Origin of the sequence: Desulfotomaculum sp. 1211_IL3151 (genome assembly GCF_036763075.1) — a bacterium.
Taxonomy (GTDB): domain Bacteria; phylum Bacillota; class Desulfotomaculia; order Desulfotomaculales; family Desulfotomaculaceae; genus Desulfotomaculum.
On sequence record NZ_JBAIYV010000006.1, the window covers coordinates 24,296 to 38,922 of the forward strand.

Genomic DNA, 14,627 nt, shown 5'->3' on the forward strand with positions numbered 1-14,627 from the left:
CTATAAACAATAATATTTTATTGTAAAACAATAAATACCGTGTTAATATTAAACTACTAAAAATGAGCGAGGTGCTTTTATGAAACCTGAAACACTCTTTTTAAAGATTGCTGTTATTCTTATGGGCCTTCCAGTCCTTGTCTTGTGCCTATTGGGGTTGTTTTGGTTAGCTAAAGATACCGTAAATCCAGATTATGCCCCTATGCTATATCCCATTGTAATCGGTATGTATAGTGCGTCGATTCCTTTTTACTTTGCTTTGTATCAAGCGATTAAGCTATTAAGCCATATTGACAAAAACAAAGCATTCTCGGAATTATCGGTTCAGAATCTAAAGAATATAAAATACTGTGCAATCGCAATCAGTACCTTGTACGTGCTAATCATGCCATTTGTCTATCTCTTCGCCGAGCAGGACGATGCTCCGGGTCTCCTTATAATCGGAATGGTCATTATCTTTGCTTCAATGGTGATAGCAGTCTTTGCTGCTGTTCTTCAAAAGCTATTAAAATATGCCATCGACATAAAATCAGAAAATGATTTAACGGTTTGAGGTGAATAACATGGCCATTATAATCAATATTGATGTGATGCTAGCTAAAAGAAAAATGAGCGTAACTGAACTTTCGGAGAAGGTTGGAATAACCATGGCTAACCTATCCATCTTAAAAAATGGAAAGGCAAAGGCGATTCGATTATCAACTCTAGAGGCAATTTGTAAGGCTTTAGAATGTCAGCCTGGAGATATTTTAGAATACAAAAGTGACGATGACCGTCAAATATAATAACGTATGGTTAATAAACAAGGATTAGGGAGGTATAACCGTGGACATTAGCAATTTGATTATAGAAAATATTGCTAACCCCCATGAGCTGGAGAGAATATATAGAAAAGAACCCGAGGCTTTTAAAAAGTCTATCTCATACACCTGGAAAAAGAACCCTAATTCGCAGGTTCTTGCGGTTTGGTATGAAAGATTGTATTTCAAGGAGACAGTAAATCCAGAAAAACCTTCCTTGTTTCGGAAGGATTTCTTATCCATGGGCATTTTAGCAATTCTGGCCGGGATAAGTACCCGGGTAATTTTGCATTTTGTCGAACAGCAAGCAATAGCCCCTATTAACCTTATTTTTGGTATCGTTCCCTTTATTGCTGCCTATTTTGTATATAATAATACGCCTAACAAAAAGGTTCTTTACACCCTTGCATCGTTATTCCTAATCTCTGGCTTTTATTTTAATATGCTGCCATTGGAGCAAAAAGACAGTATTATCCTGGCTTATTTACACCTTCCTATTTTCTTATGGGTACTATTAGGTTTAGCATTTACAGGAAATGAATATGGCCTAGGCAGTGCAAGATTAGCCTACCTTAAATTTAATGGGGAATTTTGCATACTCTATGCCAGCATGGCAATCAGCGGCATGCTACTAACAGCATTAACCATGCAGTTGTTTAGAATGATCGGCATGAATATATCTGAATTCTATTTTGAAAATGTCGTTTTATTTGGAGCCGCCGCCCTCGCTATTGTGTCGACACACCTGGTATCAAGGAACCTTAAACTTGCTAAAAATATTGCACCATATATAGCCAAAATCTTTAGTCCTCTTGTACTGGTTACTTTGTTGGTCTATCTTATAACGGTTATTTGGGTTGGTAAAAATCCATTCTCGGACCGCAATTTCCTTATCGTCTTCAACGGAATACTCCTAAGTGTATTGGCCATCACCATATTCTCCATTACCGAAAGCAGCACAGACGAGAAAAAGAACATTTCTAGTTATATAAATTTTGCCCTAATCGTTCTTGCGCTTGTCATTGACAGTGTGGCGTTATCAGCCATCGTGTTCAGGCTTTCTTCTTTTGGCATTACACCCAACCGACTCGCTGTGTTAGGAGTAAACATCCTTATCTGGACCAATCTAATTTGGATTATGCTCTCCTATATGCGTTTTCTACAAAACAAAACAGGACCTTTAACCATCCAAAATGCCGTTACCACATATTTGCCTATCTATGGACTCTGGGCAGCTTTCGTTACCTTTACTTTTCCTTTAATTTTTTCTTAGAAAAGTTAAGACAGGCACTGGTTTGGGCCAGAAGAATATGTTACTGGAATTCTATTTAATTAAATGACCACATCAGCATAAGCTGATGTGGTCATTATTGTGACCAATGTGGTCAAAATGTGATCATAGAGCAATCTAAGAATTCTTCAACCCTTGATTTTACCGGGTTTCAGGCATTTATTATATCATGCCGCCCATCACATACGAGCTGTAACAATTATTATGTGAGTGCGTTAAAAGTGCTGAAACAAAAGGATTTGTTAATTTATTACTGTAACATCTACGATGATTTTTAATATGTATTTCATAGCCTGCGTGAGCATTTTGTGAGCATTTAAAATTCGGATTATCATTGCTAATTAAGGGCTTAAGCTATTCTATTTATGTTTTCTTTTTAAACATCTGCCGTTCCTTTTCCCGCATCTCTGCCAACACATCAGCCACCGGCCTTCCGTATATCCTAGAGTGCCTTTTGGTTAAGAAAGAATTATCCTGACTCTCATATCTATTCCCCACCAGATCGGGAGCGTTAACTAAAAACGGTTCCCGGTACTCTCCTTTTCCATCTAACCAGCTAGCAATATACTGAAACCTTGCGGTTCCTTGCATGGCCGTCTCAGGCGTAAAGGTTGGGTAAAGGTAGTTCTCCGTTCTCCAGTCGTTGATACACGGCATCGTTTGTATTCTTGAATATATGCCAGTTAAGCGAACTACTTAAAAGAATCTCCACAAAAGCACTCGGTAACCGCTTGAAGTTGAGGAACAGAAACAGTGGTGCTACCAGATACTTAGGCCCCTCTGCCAGTAGACGCTTGCAAAAGTGTATTAGCCCGGGCGACAAGAATTGGTGGGGCTCATTAAGCACCAACCACGTAGGAGCTCCTACTCCGCCCATAGAAAGTTTAGTTAACAAGAAGAATACTCCTGGGTCTATTATATCTTTTTAATCCACTTAACCATACCAAAATACAAATTGCTGATATAATAGTAACATCATACAATACTACAAATATTTCTAAGTACGTATTTTTAATCTCTATCATAGTTCATTCTCCTCGTAAATAATATTAAATTTCTAATATGGTTTAATCCTTCAGCACTATCTTTTTATTCGGTCATTATTGAATGAAAGTGAAGGCGAATAATTTAAACTTCTCTTACATCTCTACACCCTTGCATGTCAAGGAAACAATTAGAAACCGCCATCACTGGCGGCTTTCTCTTACAAAGATGACACCCTTCTATCTATAGTTTGCTTTCGTACGACAAGTTGAATCATTATGCACTACCACGCTAAAGTTGACAAATAAAAAATCCGTGATACAATTAACAAGTTGCCGCGGGATAGAGCAGTTGGTAGCTCGTCGGGCTCATAATCCGAAGGTCGTAGGTTCAAGTCCTGCTCCCGCAACCAAGAAAATTAACCCTGCCGAATGGTGGGGTTTTTGTATTTATCCTGGCATAAGAAAAGAGCCCGGAGGCTCTATTTTACAATGTAACTATAGATAATATTCCTCTTATAATACCTTACCTCTCCTACAAATAACTCTCCTGGCTTTTTTAGATTAGGTAATCTAGAGTCTAAGTTGCAATTAATCTCTTCTATTTCTGCTACTTTAAAGTAATTTGCGTGATCTCCAGTTAAAATACCTGAGCAAATTTGTCCATCAATAGTCTTTATAACTATACGGCTCCCTATCATTTAAAGCACCTCCCCTCCCGCAAATTTCGGCAAAAGGAGAACAATTTCCTGCAAAACAAAAACTGCCATCACCTGGCGGTTCACACTACTACTTATGCCATTATAGGGCCTTTTTAACTACCAAATGTTGCATATTTGTCGCATGTTTCATTTGCTAACCCTAACTCTATTGCAATGGCAAGTAATATCCCATTTATCCAACGATATAATGTCGCCCTATCGCAGCCAATTTCTAGTGCTATACCAGCATCAGTTAGTCTTCTTGGACGTTGCCAGTACTTTAGTACTACCAGTTTAACCTTTTCTTCAGGTAACTCTCCAATAACTATATTAATAGCTTTTATTACCTGCTCCATTCTTTTTATTCGCTTGTTAGTAAGAATGGCAATTGCTTTGGCTTCAGCTGGTCTCCCAATACGATGGGTAAATGCACTTGTATTACCACCAACATCATCAACCATCGTAGGTGCTCCTTCTGCAATATCCTCTTTAAGCTCTATTAATTCCATTTTCGTCTGAGGATAATCCCTAAGTTCTGCCTTTATATATGCTTTAATCTCCTTTTTTAGTGCCATCTTCCCCCACCCCCACGATTATGATATACTGAAATTACTAGATCTCAGCTCTGCCCATGCGGGTGGGGCTTTTGCTTATTCCGGTTGAGTTCCTATAAGTTTTACCTTATGTGGTTCATCACAATATCTGTATTTTACTTCAGACCTCTTCGGATGTAGAATTTAACCATAGCAAGAAACAAATGACTCAAACCGAAAAGAGGTGCAACAAAATGCGTAAACTAATCGAAGAACTTCTCTTCATTGCAGATGTTGCTTTTGAATATGCATGCAATAAGCGCAAATAGACTTACTACTAAACTCCTTCCTGATTTAGGGAAGGAGTTTTTTGTTGTAACATCATAGATGGAATGTTCACTAATGTTATTAAAATGTTACAGGGATTAAAGATTTTGTATTGAATGAGACAAGAATAACAGTTTTGATATCTTATGTTTTTGAGGTGTATTAATGAAACGAACAATAATTATTTTATTACTGCTTTTTACCTTGACTGGTTGCAAGGAAAATGTCAAATCTAATGAAATGTACTTCTTAACAAGTGCCAAAGAAATTACTTTTGAAAAGTATAGTACCGTCATGGGCTTACCAGAGAATCAAATTCTAATAACAAATGACCCTACCGAAATTAGTAAAATTATTAATTCTATCCTAAGTGAAAAAGACTGCGATGAAGATTATATCTTTGCAAGGATTCAAAAGCATCCTGGATTACCGGAATATATTAAGAAGATAGAATACAGGATGGAAAGGTTGTTAAAGCTGGCTGGTTTAGACGAGAGCCTTACCCCCCACTCCTTGCGTCACACTCATACCTCATTATTGTCAGAAGCTGGTGTGGGCCTGCCTGAGATCATGGAGAGGTTAGGGCATGAGGATGACGATACCACCAAGAAAGTATATCTGCACGTTACAAAAACAATGAGAAAAGAGGCTGCCCAAAAGTTCAGTAAACTAATGAGCAACCTCTAATCTGTAACATCTTTTCATAGCCTGCGTGAGCATTTTGTGAGCACTACGGGCTACTTATATCGTTGGCACCAGTAATTACACGGGTTTTAAGGCCGTTTTACATCATGCCGCCCATTCCACCCATGCCGCCCATACCGGCCATTGGGTTGCCGCCGTCTTTTTCGGGCTTATCGGCGACTAGTGTCTCGGTGGTCAGAACCATGGCTGCGATGGAAGCAGCGTTCTGTAAAGCGGAACGAGTCACTTTGGCAGGGTCGATAATACCGGCAGCGATCATATCAACATATTCTTCGGACATGGCATTGAAACCTTTGCCAGTGGTACGAGCTTTTTCTACTACTACAGAGCCTTCAAAGCCTGCGTTGTTGGCGATTTGACGTAGGGGCTCTTCCAGGGCACGCTTGACTAGATCTACACCAGTTTTAGCGTCACCTTCCAGTTGAATGCTGTCTAGGGAAGAGATGATATTTACAAAGGCAGCACCACCGCCGGGTACGATACCTTCTTCAACAGCTGCACGAGTAGCGTTTAGAGCATCGTCGATGCGCAGCTTTTTCTCTTTCATTTCAACTTCAGTGGCTGCACCAACTTGGATAACAGCTACACCGCCAGCCAGCTTGGCCAGACGCTCTTGTAGTTTTTCGCGGTCAAATTCGGAAGTGGTATCTTCGATTTGCTTCTTAATTTGAGCGATACGTCCCTCAATACTAGCTTGCTCTCCGGCACCGCCAACAATGATGGTTTCTTCTTTCTTAACCCGAACTTGACGAGCAGTACCAAGCATTTCTAGGTCAGCCTTGTCTAACTTGAGACCGATATCTTCGGTAATTACGGTACCACCGGTCAGAATAGCAAGGTCTTCTAACATAGCCTTACGACGGTCACCGAAACCAGGAGCCTTAACGGCTACTACATTAAGAGTGCCGCGAAGTTTGTTCAGCACCAGGGTAGCCAGTGCTTCACCTTCCAGGTCTTCACAAATCAGCAGTACGGGCTTGTTGCCGGTTTGTACAACTTTTTCCAAAACGGGCAGCAGTTCTTGTACGGAAGAAACTTTCTTATCGGTGATTAAGATGTAGGGATCGGTGAGAGCCGCTTCCATCTTATCCGTATCCGTGATCATGTAAGGAGAAATATAACCACGGTCGAAGTTCATACCTTCAACAACCTCTAAATTGGTCCCAATACTCTGGGATTCCTCAACGGTAATAACGCCGTCTTTACCCACTTTTTCCATGGCTTCGGCAATCAGGTTACCGATGGACTCATCGTTAGCAGAAACGGTAGCAACCTGGGCAATCGCTTCTTTGCTCTCAATGGGCTTGGCCATTTCTTTAATTTCTTCAACGGCCTTTTCTACTGCCTTTTCAATACCACGCTTGATAATCATGGGGTTAGCACCGGCGGCTACGTTCTTGAGACCTTCACGTACCAAAGCTTGGGCCAAAACAGTAGCAGTGGTGGTGCCGTCGCCGGCAACATCGTTAGTCTTGGTGGCTACTTCTTTAACCAGCTGCGCACCCATGTTTTCAAAGTGGTCTTCCAGCTCAATTTCACGGGCGATGGTTACACCATCATTGGTAATGGTGGGAGCACCAAATTTTTTCTCAATGACTACGTTACGACCCTTGGGTCCAAGGGTTACTTTAACAGTTTCGGCCAGAGCATTAACGCCTCTTTCCAGTGCCCTGCGAGCTTCTTCGCGGAAAATAATTTCTTTAGCCAAGGTTTTGACCTCCTTAGAATCTTAAATACTGGGTAAGTACAAAAACAGAAAATAAATTATTCAATAACAGCCAGAATGTCCATTTCACGCAGGATTAAATATTCTTCTTCGTTTAGTTTAATTTCGTTGCCAGCATACTTGGAGAAAAATACTTTGTCCCCTGCTTTTAAATCAAGGGCAGCACGCTGACCATTTTCCAACAGACGACCGGGGCCTACAGCCACGATTTCACCCTGCTGGGGTTTCTCCTTTGCAGTATCAGGCAGTACAATACCGCTTTTAGTTTTTTCTTCCTGGGGCAGTGCCTTAACGACTACCCTGTCACCTAATGGTTTAATCACAAAAAACCCCTCCTTTGAAATATTTAAGGTTTTTAGAATATACGGGTAAGATTTTTGTTAGCACTCATCTGTGTTGAGTGCTAACACCTAATAAATATAATATAGAACAAGAAATTTAAAATCAAATACCCCGTAAAACAAATACAACCAATTATGTTGCTTATAATCCATAATACGGGTATTTATCTTTTAATTTCTCCTTCTACATTACATTTACATTGGCTTTTATCTATTATTTCCCTCACTAGGTATTTTTGCCCTATTCCTGGTTATTTTATGCAATGTTTTTAACAAATTTTAGATTATTTTAAAAATGTCCGCATTCCCCACCACGGCCTGTCAAGATCTCCAGGCCATGGGGCAATACCGGTAAAATAACCTCCAGGCATTCCCTTACTCCTTTTACGCTGCCAGGTAAGTTAATAATTAGGGTTTTACCTCTGGTGCCACTGACTGCTCTGGATAACATAGCCTTGGGGGTTTTTTTCAGGCTTTCAGCCCGAATGGCTTCTGCCAATCCTGGCACCTGCCGAGCGATAACGGCAAGGGTAGCCTCCGGCGTATTGTCTCTGGGTCCCAACCCGGTTCCACCCGTGGTGAGAATCAAGTCCATACCCGCCTGATCAGCAAATTCGACGAGCGTATTTTTTATAACCTCCGGATCATCCGGTACAATGCAATATTGTTCCACATTCCCTAAACCCTTGACCATTTCTCTTATTGTGGCACCGCTAATATCTTCCCTTTGCCCCTGGGACCCTTTATCACTCATGGTGATAATTCCTATTTTGTACATTTGCTCCCACCTCACGTTTTGATCTAATCTTCACATATTGGCTGCGTTGGGGTACAATAAAAGTAACTGAATTTTGCTTTATTATGCTTTTACCTTCTAGGGGGTTATCAAATGGTCAAGCAATCAAATAAAACAACTTCTCAAATTATACGTATTAAAGGCGACAAAATAATAACCACCGAAGACTTTCTTGTGCGGGAAGTACCCATAACACTGTTTCTAAATGATAAAGAGTTTGTTACAATGGTTTGTTCTCCTCAGGCAGTGGAAGAATTGGCCATCGGGTTTCTTTGCTCGGAAGGCCTTTTACAATCACTGGATGAAATTAAAAACATTTGGTATGACGAAGAAAACGGCATTGTTTACCTGGATGCGCCAGGTATCGAGGCCGAGTCTAAGTTTCTTAAACGAAACATAACCAGTTGCTGTGGCCGGGGACGACCCGTCTTTTACTTCGTCAACGATGCAAAAAGCATGAACAAGGTAACCACCGATCTAATGATAACACCCGGCATGGTCTGGGATCTCTCTGACCGTCTAGAGGAAATGTCTACCCTTTTTCAGGAAACAGGTGGTGTTCATAATGCCGCCTTATGTACCCCCACCGAGGTTGTTTATTTCTATGAAGATGTAGGACGTCATAACGCTGTGGATAAAATATTTGGTCGTTCCTTTTTAGACAAAATTCCTTTGGAGGATAAGATCCTGGTCTTCAGCGGTAGAATTTCTTCGGAAATCGTTATCAAAATTGGCAAAATGGGATTGCCTGTAATTATCTCCCGCTCTGCCCCGACAGATCTAGGTTTAGAAATGGCCAAGCAGTTAGGCATCACCGTGATAGGCTTTGCCAAGGGAGAAAAAATGAATGTCTATACCTATCCCGAGCGGATTTTGGGATAGCTTTGGAGTATTACTTATGGATCGGCCATGGGCCAATGGGCGTGTGCCATGGCTCACGGCCCATTCCCAAAGCACTCATCAAAAGTCTCCTGACAAACCCTTTCCACCTTTTCCCGAAACTCACCAAAGCACTTAACTAATTTGTTGCCTTCAGGTGTCAGTGTAGCACCGCCGCCGAGATCCCCGCCAACTTGGGTTTCTACTAGCAAAACCCCCCAGCTTTTTTCTGCCCTTTTGATTTTTCCCCAGGCAGCCCGGTAAGACATACCCATTCTTTTAGCTGCCTGGGCTATGGACCCATAATCGTGCACATTCAAAAGAAGATAATAGAGCCCATCGCCAAAATTGGTCTCCCCCTTTTCCAGCCACACTTTACAGCCTGGTCGAAAAGGTTCTGCCGGAGGCCGCTTCAGGTTGTCCGGGTCATTCTTCTTCATACTTCCTCCTAGATCCCCTGACGATACATAACCCCACCGCAATCCCGCAGGTCATAGCCACCCAAGGCTGCCACCTGGTGTCTGAACTCTGGGGTTGCAATCACTTCCAACAATCGTTTGATATAAGGGGTATCCCAATATTCACCTGGAATACAAAGGTCATAACGTTCTTCCACCACTGGCACAAAATCTAAATCCAATGCCTTAGCCGCCGCCAGGATACCCAATGAGGCATCGGCGGCACCACTGGCCACTGCCGCTGCCACTGCCATATGGGTATACTCTTCGCGGTTGTAGCCATAAATGCTATCTGGATCAATATTAAGTTGCTTTAGACGGTAGTCCAACAAGATCCTGGTACCGGCTCCCCGCTGTCGGTTAATAAAGCGAATCCCTTCCCGGGCCAGATCTTCTAAACCTTGAATCTCAAAGGGATTGCCCTTAGCCACCATCAGGCCCTGCTGACGGTAGACTAAATTCACCAGAACGACCGGACGATCCCCCAACAATCTTTGAATATAGCTCACATTGTAATCACCCGTCTCTTCATCCAATAGATGGGTTCCAGCACAGTGACATTCGCCCCGCTTCAAGGCCGAAAGACCTCCCAAACTGCCTACATTGGCACTGGAAAGGCTGGCTTCGGGAAACCTGCGGCGCAGATGATTGGCTAAAATATCCAGGGACATATCATGACTTCCGATGACCACCGTGGTCTGTCTTACTTCTTCCAGTGGCCGCATCAGTTCTACCTTAACGGATTCCCCCGCTCGGTAACCCTCCGAAAGCCTGGGAACTCTTAGCATGCCATCGGCCCGAACCAGGGACATGATGACCCCCGCGCCCCTAGAGATGGGAGTGGCGATTAACTTCTCACCTACCTGACCCATCTTTACCCGGATGAATTCCTCTACCCCCATGGGAGATGGCATCTTGCGTGAAACAATGGCCTCGGCGGTGACCGGATTGGGCGGGATCGAGCCTAACATTTTATAAATAATGGGACGAACAAATAACTCCATGGCCAGATAGGCTGAAACCGGATAGCCGGGTACACCAATTACGGGCTTGCCATGGATTTCACCCAATATAACGGGTTTCCCCGGCTTTATGGCCGCACCATGGGTTAGCAGTGTGCCCAGCTCCCGCACCAGCTCCGCGGTATAGTCCTCCCGTCCCGCGGAAGACCCCGCATTAATAACAACAACATCTGCCTTTGCCACTGCTGTAAGAATCGATTGCTTTAATTCGCCCCAGTCATCAACAGTAATCGGCCAACGCAGGGGTTCACCGCCCCAGGTTTCAACTAGGGCACCAAAAACCCTGGTGTTATACTCTACTATATCACCGGGCTTGAGAGCCCCCCCGGGTTGAACCAATTCTGTACCAGTGGGCAATAAAGCCACCTTGGGTTTGGGATGAACTTTAATTTTACCGATGCCCCCAGCCAAAATTCCCCCAATATCCATTGGTCGAATTTTATGATTCGCTGGCAGAATCATCTCGGTGGCCACCACATCTTCCCCAATGGCCCTCACATGTTGCCAGGGTGCCGCTGCGGAGGTTATTTCAAAGACATCCTCTGCCACAAAGTGAACATCTTCAATCATAATCACTGCATCACAACCAGCAGGGATCGGATCGCCCGTATCCACCACCTGAGCTTTCTCACCCAATTGAATCGTCTTAGGTGCAGCATCGGAGGCCCCAAAGGTAATGGCGGAATCCACCGCAATACCATCCATGGCCGAAGCATTGTAATGGGGTGAAGAATGAAAGGCAAAGATAGGTTCTGCGGTAACTCGCCCCAAAGCTTTCTCGGTAACAATCTCCTCTGGTGCAAGGGGAGCCAAAGTGCCTTTTTCCCTGAGGTGCTGGAACAAACCCTCTAATGCTTCTTCCCACGGGCGATCATCCAGATATACATCACGTTTATTTCTCATGGCTTAATCTCCTGTTCTTTTTATCTAAAAAAGCCATACATCTAGTAATTCCCCAGCTTCTACCCCTTCTTTACCCAGGGGAATGTGGGCCACGCCGTCAGCTTTCACCATGGTACTGATCAGTCCTGACTTACCCAACACAGGATCAGCCACGACGGTGCCATCATCCAATCGGCGCAGAGCAACCCTTACAAAATCCTCTCGTCCGGTGGCGGAGTGTATATTTCGAGTAATGGCTGCCCGTAAGGGATAACTTCTATCGGTCACCCTGTGCAGGGTTCCCTTAATGATCGGTCTTGCTAATAGGTCAAAAACAACCATGGCTGAGACTGGATGACCTGGTAAACCAAAGACAACCTTCCCCTCCACCACAGCCCCAATCGAAGGCTTGCCCGGTCTTATAGCAATACCATGGAATAATAGCCCCGGATTGCCCAAGGTTTCGATAACCTTAGCCGTAACATCCCGGGCACCCACCGAACTGCCACCGGAAATCAGCACCATCTCATTTTCCTCGAGAGCGGTTAACATAGCCTGTTGCAAAGCAGCAAAATTATCTTCAATAATTCCGTATAGAGTGGGGCTCCCCCCAGCCTCTAAAACCTGCCCATAAAGGGCATATGAATTGATATCTCTCACCTTGCCGGGGCTAGTGGGTTTTTCCGGGTCAATTAGCTCGTTTCCAGTGGATAGAATACCAACCTGCACAGGTTTTGTCACCGCTACCTCTGTAACACCTACCGCCGACAATAGGCCCAGATCCTGGGGGCGCAGTCGGTGACCTGCCCTTAATACAACACTACCCTTGGTAACATCCTCCCCCCGCCGCACCAGATTGTCTCCGGGTGCCACTGGTTTGGTCACACCAATGGTTCTTTCATCTAACTCCTCTGTATATTCCACCATGACCACTGCGTCAGCACCGGGGGGCAGCATGCCACCTGTGGGAATAGCCCAGGCTTGTCCCGATCCGATGGGACCCAGGGCCTCTTGCCCCATCAATACCTCTCCGGTCACATCCACATAGGATGGTAAACTTTCAGAAGCCCCAAAGGTGTCTCTGGCCCGCAGGGCATAACCATCCATCGTAGAGCGATCAAACCCCGGGACATCCTCTTGGGCAATAATATCTCGGGTTAATATTCTATTTAATCCCTGTAGAAGTGGTACCGTTTCTTCACTCTGCCAGGCAGGCAAATGGGAAGCTAAGGCACCTCTGGCCTGCTGCACGGTGAGTACATTAAATAATTCCGCCAAAATGATTCCTCCAAAGTCTATCTTGAAAAATGGCCATGGGCCATGGGCTTTAAACCATCATCTATGTCATCCTCTGATGGTGTTGTCAGGATGCATGGGAATTTCCCTAGATTTAGTTTAAAAACAACCCAATTCGCAAGCCTTTATTTTTATTTTTAACTCATCACAAATATCCCCCACAACCTTTGGGGGTACATCATTATCACTGGCAATCTTTCTAGCAGCAGTACAGGAGAGTTTACCTTCCTTTGCTGTTGCTTTAATACTTTGTAGGATTTTTTCTTTTTGTTCATCCATTGTGAAATCTCCCCTCATATTGGAATGCAGCCTATTTGTGTTATTATTACAATACAATGTCAAAATATCCTGCCGATTCCAGTAAGTGCTATGTTGTTTTTGCATAACGATGCCGTTATTTGTAAAAAGGAGAGAGAAACTTGATTATTGGACTTTCTAATACAGCCTTTGAATATAGGGGAACGATTCAGGACATTATTTGGTTATTTTACCCAGGTGCCATATTCGTTGAGTCTGAGGGAGATTTTTCGCTCCATTTAAACCTAGGCCAGGCAAAAAAACTTTGGGCAGAGGCCCAACTATTTGCGAATGGTTCAGCCCTGGCCCAGAGGGAAGAAGGACTACCCCTGGCAGCAGAGGAAACCCCCAATGAACTAAAACGACTGGCCCGTTTGGCCGTGTATAGGCTATTGTCTTCCTATAGCAAAAGAAGTCCCTCCCCCTGGGGTATTATGACTGGCATTCGACCCACCAAGGTGGTGCATCGCTTACTTGATCTTGGCTGGGACCAAGAGACAGTAAAGACTTACTTACAGGATCATTATGCCCTTCGCGCAGATAAAGCAAAACTAATCACCTCCGTAGTGGCGGTGCAGCGTCCTTTACTTTTATCAAAGGAACAAACTAAAAAATTGCTTGGTATCTACATCGGCATTCCGTTCTGCCCTTCCAGATGCCTTTACTGCTCATTTCCTTCCTACTCCATTAAGCGTCACCGGGACATGGTAGACCCTTTTTTTAAGGCATTGCTTACAGAAATAAAAGTCATCGGAGAAACAATAAAATCCCAGGGGCTTCTTGTGCAAAGCATCTACCTGGGAGGTGGCACGCCAACCAGCCTAAATTATGATCAGCTTCAGCTGCTGCTGCAGGCTATCCAGCAGCATTTGAAAACCCCCGGCACCCTAGAAATAACGGTGGAAGGAGGACGTCCTGATACATTAAACGATGATGTTTTTGCCCTGCTAGCTGATGCCGGGGTAAATCGGCTGAGCATCAATCCCCAGAGCATGAACCAAAAAACCCTGGATGTAATTGGCCGTGCCCATACCGTTGAGGATATTTATCGTTCCTTCGAATCAGCTAGGAAATATCCCTTCTCTACTTTAAATATGGATTTAATTATTGGTTTGCCCGGGGAAACAGTTAAAGATGTGGCTAGGACCATAAACCGTGTGCTACAGCTTAAACCAGAAAATATAACAGTCCATGCACTGGCCCTCAAACGGGCTTCTAACCTCAAGCAGCGTTTGGCTGAATTTCCTCTGCTGCAGGCCGAGGAGGCAGTGGCCATGTGGCAGGAAACTGCCCAGGGTGCAGCAGCCCTTGGCCAACGACCCTACTATATGTATCGTCAGAAGCAAATGGTTGGTAATCTGGAAAACATCGGCTATGCTCTGCCTGGCCACGAATGTATTTATAACATTCAAATGATTGAGGAACGACAAACCATTATTGGTCTGGGAGTTGGAGCTGGCTCCAAGTGGCTAGACCCGGAAACCTTAACCTTAGTAAATGAGTATAATGCCAAGGACCCCAAGCAATATGTGGAACGGCTGGATGAATATATTGTGCGTAAACTAAAACATCTCAAGGAAATCTTCTAAG

The 14,627-nt window shown here is 43.8% G+C and carries 16 protein-coding genes and 1 tRNA gene; 7 read left to right on the forward strand and 10 right to left on the reverse strand.

The window, feature by feature from the left end:
• Positions 1 to 79: 79 nt before the first annotated feature.
• From V6C11_RS00670 to V6C11_RS00680, 3 genes are read left to right on the forward strand one after another with little or no spacing between them, the layout of a single operon-like run.
• Positions 80 to 553 carry a DUF2975 domain-containing protein gene (locus V6C11_RS00670; protein ID WP_333529150.1) on the forward strand — a complete coding sequence of 158 codons (474 nt, stop codon included), beginning with the start codon at positions 80 to 82 and terminating at the stop codon, positions 551 to 553.
• 10 nt (positions 554 to 563) lie between these two features.
• Positions 564 to 785: a helix-turn-helix domain-containing protein gene (locus tag V6C11_RS00675; RefSeq protein ID WP_333529151.1), complete on the forward strand. Its 222-nt coding sequence runs from the start codon at positions 564 to 566 to the stop codon at positions 783 to 785.
• Between the two features lie 40 nt (positions 786 to 825).
• A complete protein-coding gene (locus V6C11_RS00680) occupies positions 826 to 2,073 on the forward strand; it encodes a DUF4153 domain-containing protein (protein ID WP_333529152.1) in 1,248 nt (415 codons plus the stop codon).
• Between the two features lie 381 nt (positions 2,074 to 2,454).
• On the opposite strand, the gene V6C11_RS00685 is transcribed toward V6C11_RS00680, so the two are convergent.
• Positions 2,455 to 2,748, reverse strand: coding sequence for a hypothetical protein (locus V6C11_RS00685; protein WP_333529153.1), 294 nt, complete (start codon positions 2,746 to 2,748; stop codon positions 2,455 to 2,457).
• Positions 2,749 to 3,411: 663 nt separating this feature from the next.
• Here V6C11_RS00685 and V6C11_RS00690 point away from each other — a divergent pair.
• A tRNA-Met gene (locus V6C11_RS00690) sits at positions 3,412 to 3,487 on the forward strand.
• Between the two features lie 69 nt (positions 3,488 to 3,556).
• On the opposite strand, the gene V6C11_RS00695 is transcribed toward V6C11_RS00690, so the two are convergent.
• Positions 3,557 to 3,775: a hypothetical protein gene (locus V6C11_RS00695; protein WP_333529154.1), complete on the reverse strand. Its 219-nt coding sequence runs from the start codon at positions 3,773 to 3,775 to the stop codon at positions 3,557 to 3,559.
• A 113-nt stretch (positions 3,776 to 3,888) separates the two neighbouring features.
• Positions 3,889 to 4,350, reverse strand: a complete 462-nt coding sequence (locus V6C11_RS00700) for a hypothetical protein (RefSeq protein ID WP_333529155.1) — start codon at positions 4,348 to 4,350, stop codon at positions 3,889 to 3,891.
• Between the two features lie 450 nt (positions 4,351 to 4,800).
• Here V6C11_RS00700 and V6C11_RS00705 point away from each other — a divergent pair, with 450 nt between their 5' ends.
• Positions 4,801 to 5,322: a tyrosine-type recombinase/integrase gene (locus V6C11_RS00705; RefSeq protein WP_333529156.1), complete on the forward strand. Its 522-nt coding sequence runs from the start codon at positions 4,801 to 4,803 to the stop codon at positions 5,320 to 5,322.
• Between the two features lie 97 nt (positions 5,323 to 5,419).
• On the opposite strand, the gene groL is transcribed toward V6C11_RS00705, so the two are convergent.
• The 3 genes from groL to V6C11_RS00720 all read right to left on the reverse strand — a co-directional run bounded on the left by groL (position 5,420) and on the right by V6C11_RS00720 (position 8,185).
• The gene (groL, locus tag V6C11_RS00710) at positions 5,420 to 7,048 is read right to left on the reverse strand and encodes a chaperonin GroEL (RefSeq protein ID WP_333529157.1); all 1,629 of its coding nucleotides are present in this window, start codon (positions 7,046 to 7,048) and stop codon (positions 5,420 to 5,422) included.
• A gap of 56 nt (positions 7,049 to 7,104) precedes the next feature.
• Positions 7,105 to 7,389 carry a co-chaperone GroES gene (groES, locus tag V6C11_RS00715; RefSeq protein WP_333529158.1) on the reverse strand — a complete coding sequence of 95 codons (285 nt, stop codon included), beginning with the start codon at positions 7,387 to 7,389 and terminating at the stop codon, positions 7,105 to 7,107.
• Between the two features lie 307 nt (positions 7,390 to 7,696).
• Positions 7,697 to 8,185: a MogA/MoaB family molybdenum cofactor biosynthesis protein gene (locus tag V6C11_RS00720; protein WP_333529159.1), complete on the reverse strand. Its 489-nt coding sequence runs from the start codon at positions 8,183 to 8,185 to the stop codon at positions 7,697 to 7,699.
• A gap of 111 nt (positions 8,186 to 8,296) precedes the next feature.
• Here V6C11_RS00720 and fdhD point away from each other — a divergent pair, with 111 nt between their 5' ends.
• The gene (gene fdhD, locus V6C11_RS00725; protein WP_333529160.1) at positions 8,297 to 9,085 is read left to right on the forward strand and encodes a formate dehydrogenase accessory sulfurtransferase FdhD; all 789 of its coding nucleotides are present in this window, start codon (positions 8,297 to 8,299) and stop codon (positions 9,083 to 9,085) included.
• A gap of 53 nt (positions 9,086 to 9,138) precedes the next feature.
• Here the strand turns inward: fdhD and V6C11_RS00730 are convergent, their stop codons facing one another.
• From V6C11_RS00730 to V6C11_RS00745, 4 genes are all read right to left on the reverse strand, one after another.
• Positions 9,139 to 9,522, reverse strand: coding sequence for a winged helix-turn-helix domain-containing protein (locus V6C11_RS00730; protein WP_333529161.1), 384 nt, complete (start codon positions 9,520 to 9,522; stop codon positions 9,139 to 9,141).
• Between the two features lie 8 nt (positions 9,523 to 9,530).
• On the reverse strand, positions 9,531 to 11,465 hold the full coding sequence (locus V6C11_RS00735; protein WP_333529162.1) for a molybdopterin biosynthesis protein: 1,935 nt from the start codon (positions 11,463 to 11,465) through the stop codon (positions 9,531 to 9,533).
• A 24-nt stretch (positions 11,466 to 11,489) separates the two neighbouring features.
• Entirely contained in the window at positions 11,490 to 12,722 is a 1,233-nt protein-coding gene (locus tag V6C11_RS00740; protein ID WP_333529163.1) for a molybdopterin molybdotransferase MoeA, read from the reverse strand.
• Positions 12,723 to 12,839: 117 nt separating this feature from the next.
• Positions 12,840 to 13,019 carry a hypothetical protein gene (locus V6C11_RS00745; protein ID WP_333529164.1) on the reverse strand — a complete coding sequence of 60 codons (180 nt, stop codon included), beginning with the start codon at positions 13,017 to 13,019 and terminating at the stop codon, positions 12,840 to 12,842.
• A 140-nt stretch (positions 13,020 to 13,159) separates the two neighbouring features.
• On the opposite strand from V6C11_RS00745, the gene hemZ reads away from it, so the two are divergent.
• Positions 13,160 to 14,626 carry a coproporphyrinogen dehydrogenase HemZ gene (hemZ, locus tag V6C11_RS00750; RefSeq protein WP_333529165.1) on the forward strand — a complete coding sequence of 489 codons (1,467 nt, stop codon included), beginning with the start codon at positions 13,160 to 13,162 and terminating at the stop codon, positions 14,624 to 14,626.
• Position 14,627: the final 1 nt, after the last annotated feature.

Coding starts and splice junctions, on each gene's coding strand:
- V6C11_RS00670 (WP_333529150.1), top strand. CDS start 80: ATGAAACCTGAAACACTCTTTTTAAAGATTGCTGTTATTCTTATGGGC.
- V6C11_RS00675 (WP_333529151.1), top strand. CDS start 564: ATGGCCATTATAATCAATATTGATGTGATGCTAGCTAAAAGAAAAATG.
- V6C11_RS00685 (WP_333529153.1), bottom strand. CDS start 2,748: ATGCCGTGTATCAACGACTGGAGAACGGAGAACTACCTTTACCCAACC.
- V6C11_RS00695 (WP_333529154.1), bottom strand. CDS start 3,775: ATGATAGGGAGCCGTATAGTTATAAAGACTATTGATGGACAAATTTGC.
- V6C11_RS00700 (WP_333529155.1), bottom strand. CDS start 4,350: ATGGCACTAAAAAAGGAGATTAAAGCATATATAAAGGCAGAACTTAGG.
- V6C11_RS00705 (WP_333529156.1), top strand. CDS start 4,801: ATGAAACGAACAATAATTATTTTATTACTGCTTTTTACCTTGACTGGT.
- V6C11_RS00720 (WP_333529159.1), bottom strand. CDS start 8,185: ATGTACAAAATAGGAATTATCACCATGAGTGATAAAGGGTCCCAGGGG.
- fdhD (WP_333529160.1), top strand. CDS start 8,297: ATGGTCAAGCAATCAAATAAAACAACTTCTCAAATTATACGTATTAAA.
- V6C11_RS00730 (WP_333529161.1), bottom strand. CDS start 9,522: ATGAAGAAGAATGACCCGGACAACCTGAAGCGGCCTCCGGCAGAACCT.
- V6C11_RS00735 (WP_333529162.1), bottom strand. CDS start 11,465: ATGAGAAATAAACGTGATGTATATCTGGATGATCGCCCGTGGGAAGAA.
- V6C11_RS00745 (WP_333529164.1), bottom strand. CDS start 13,019: ATGGATGAACAAAAAGAAAAAATCCTACAAAGTATTAAAGCAACAGCA.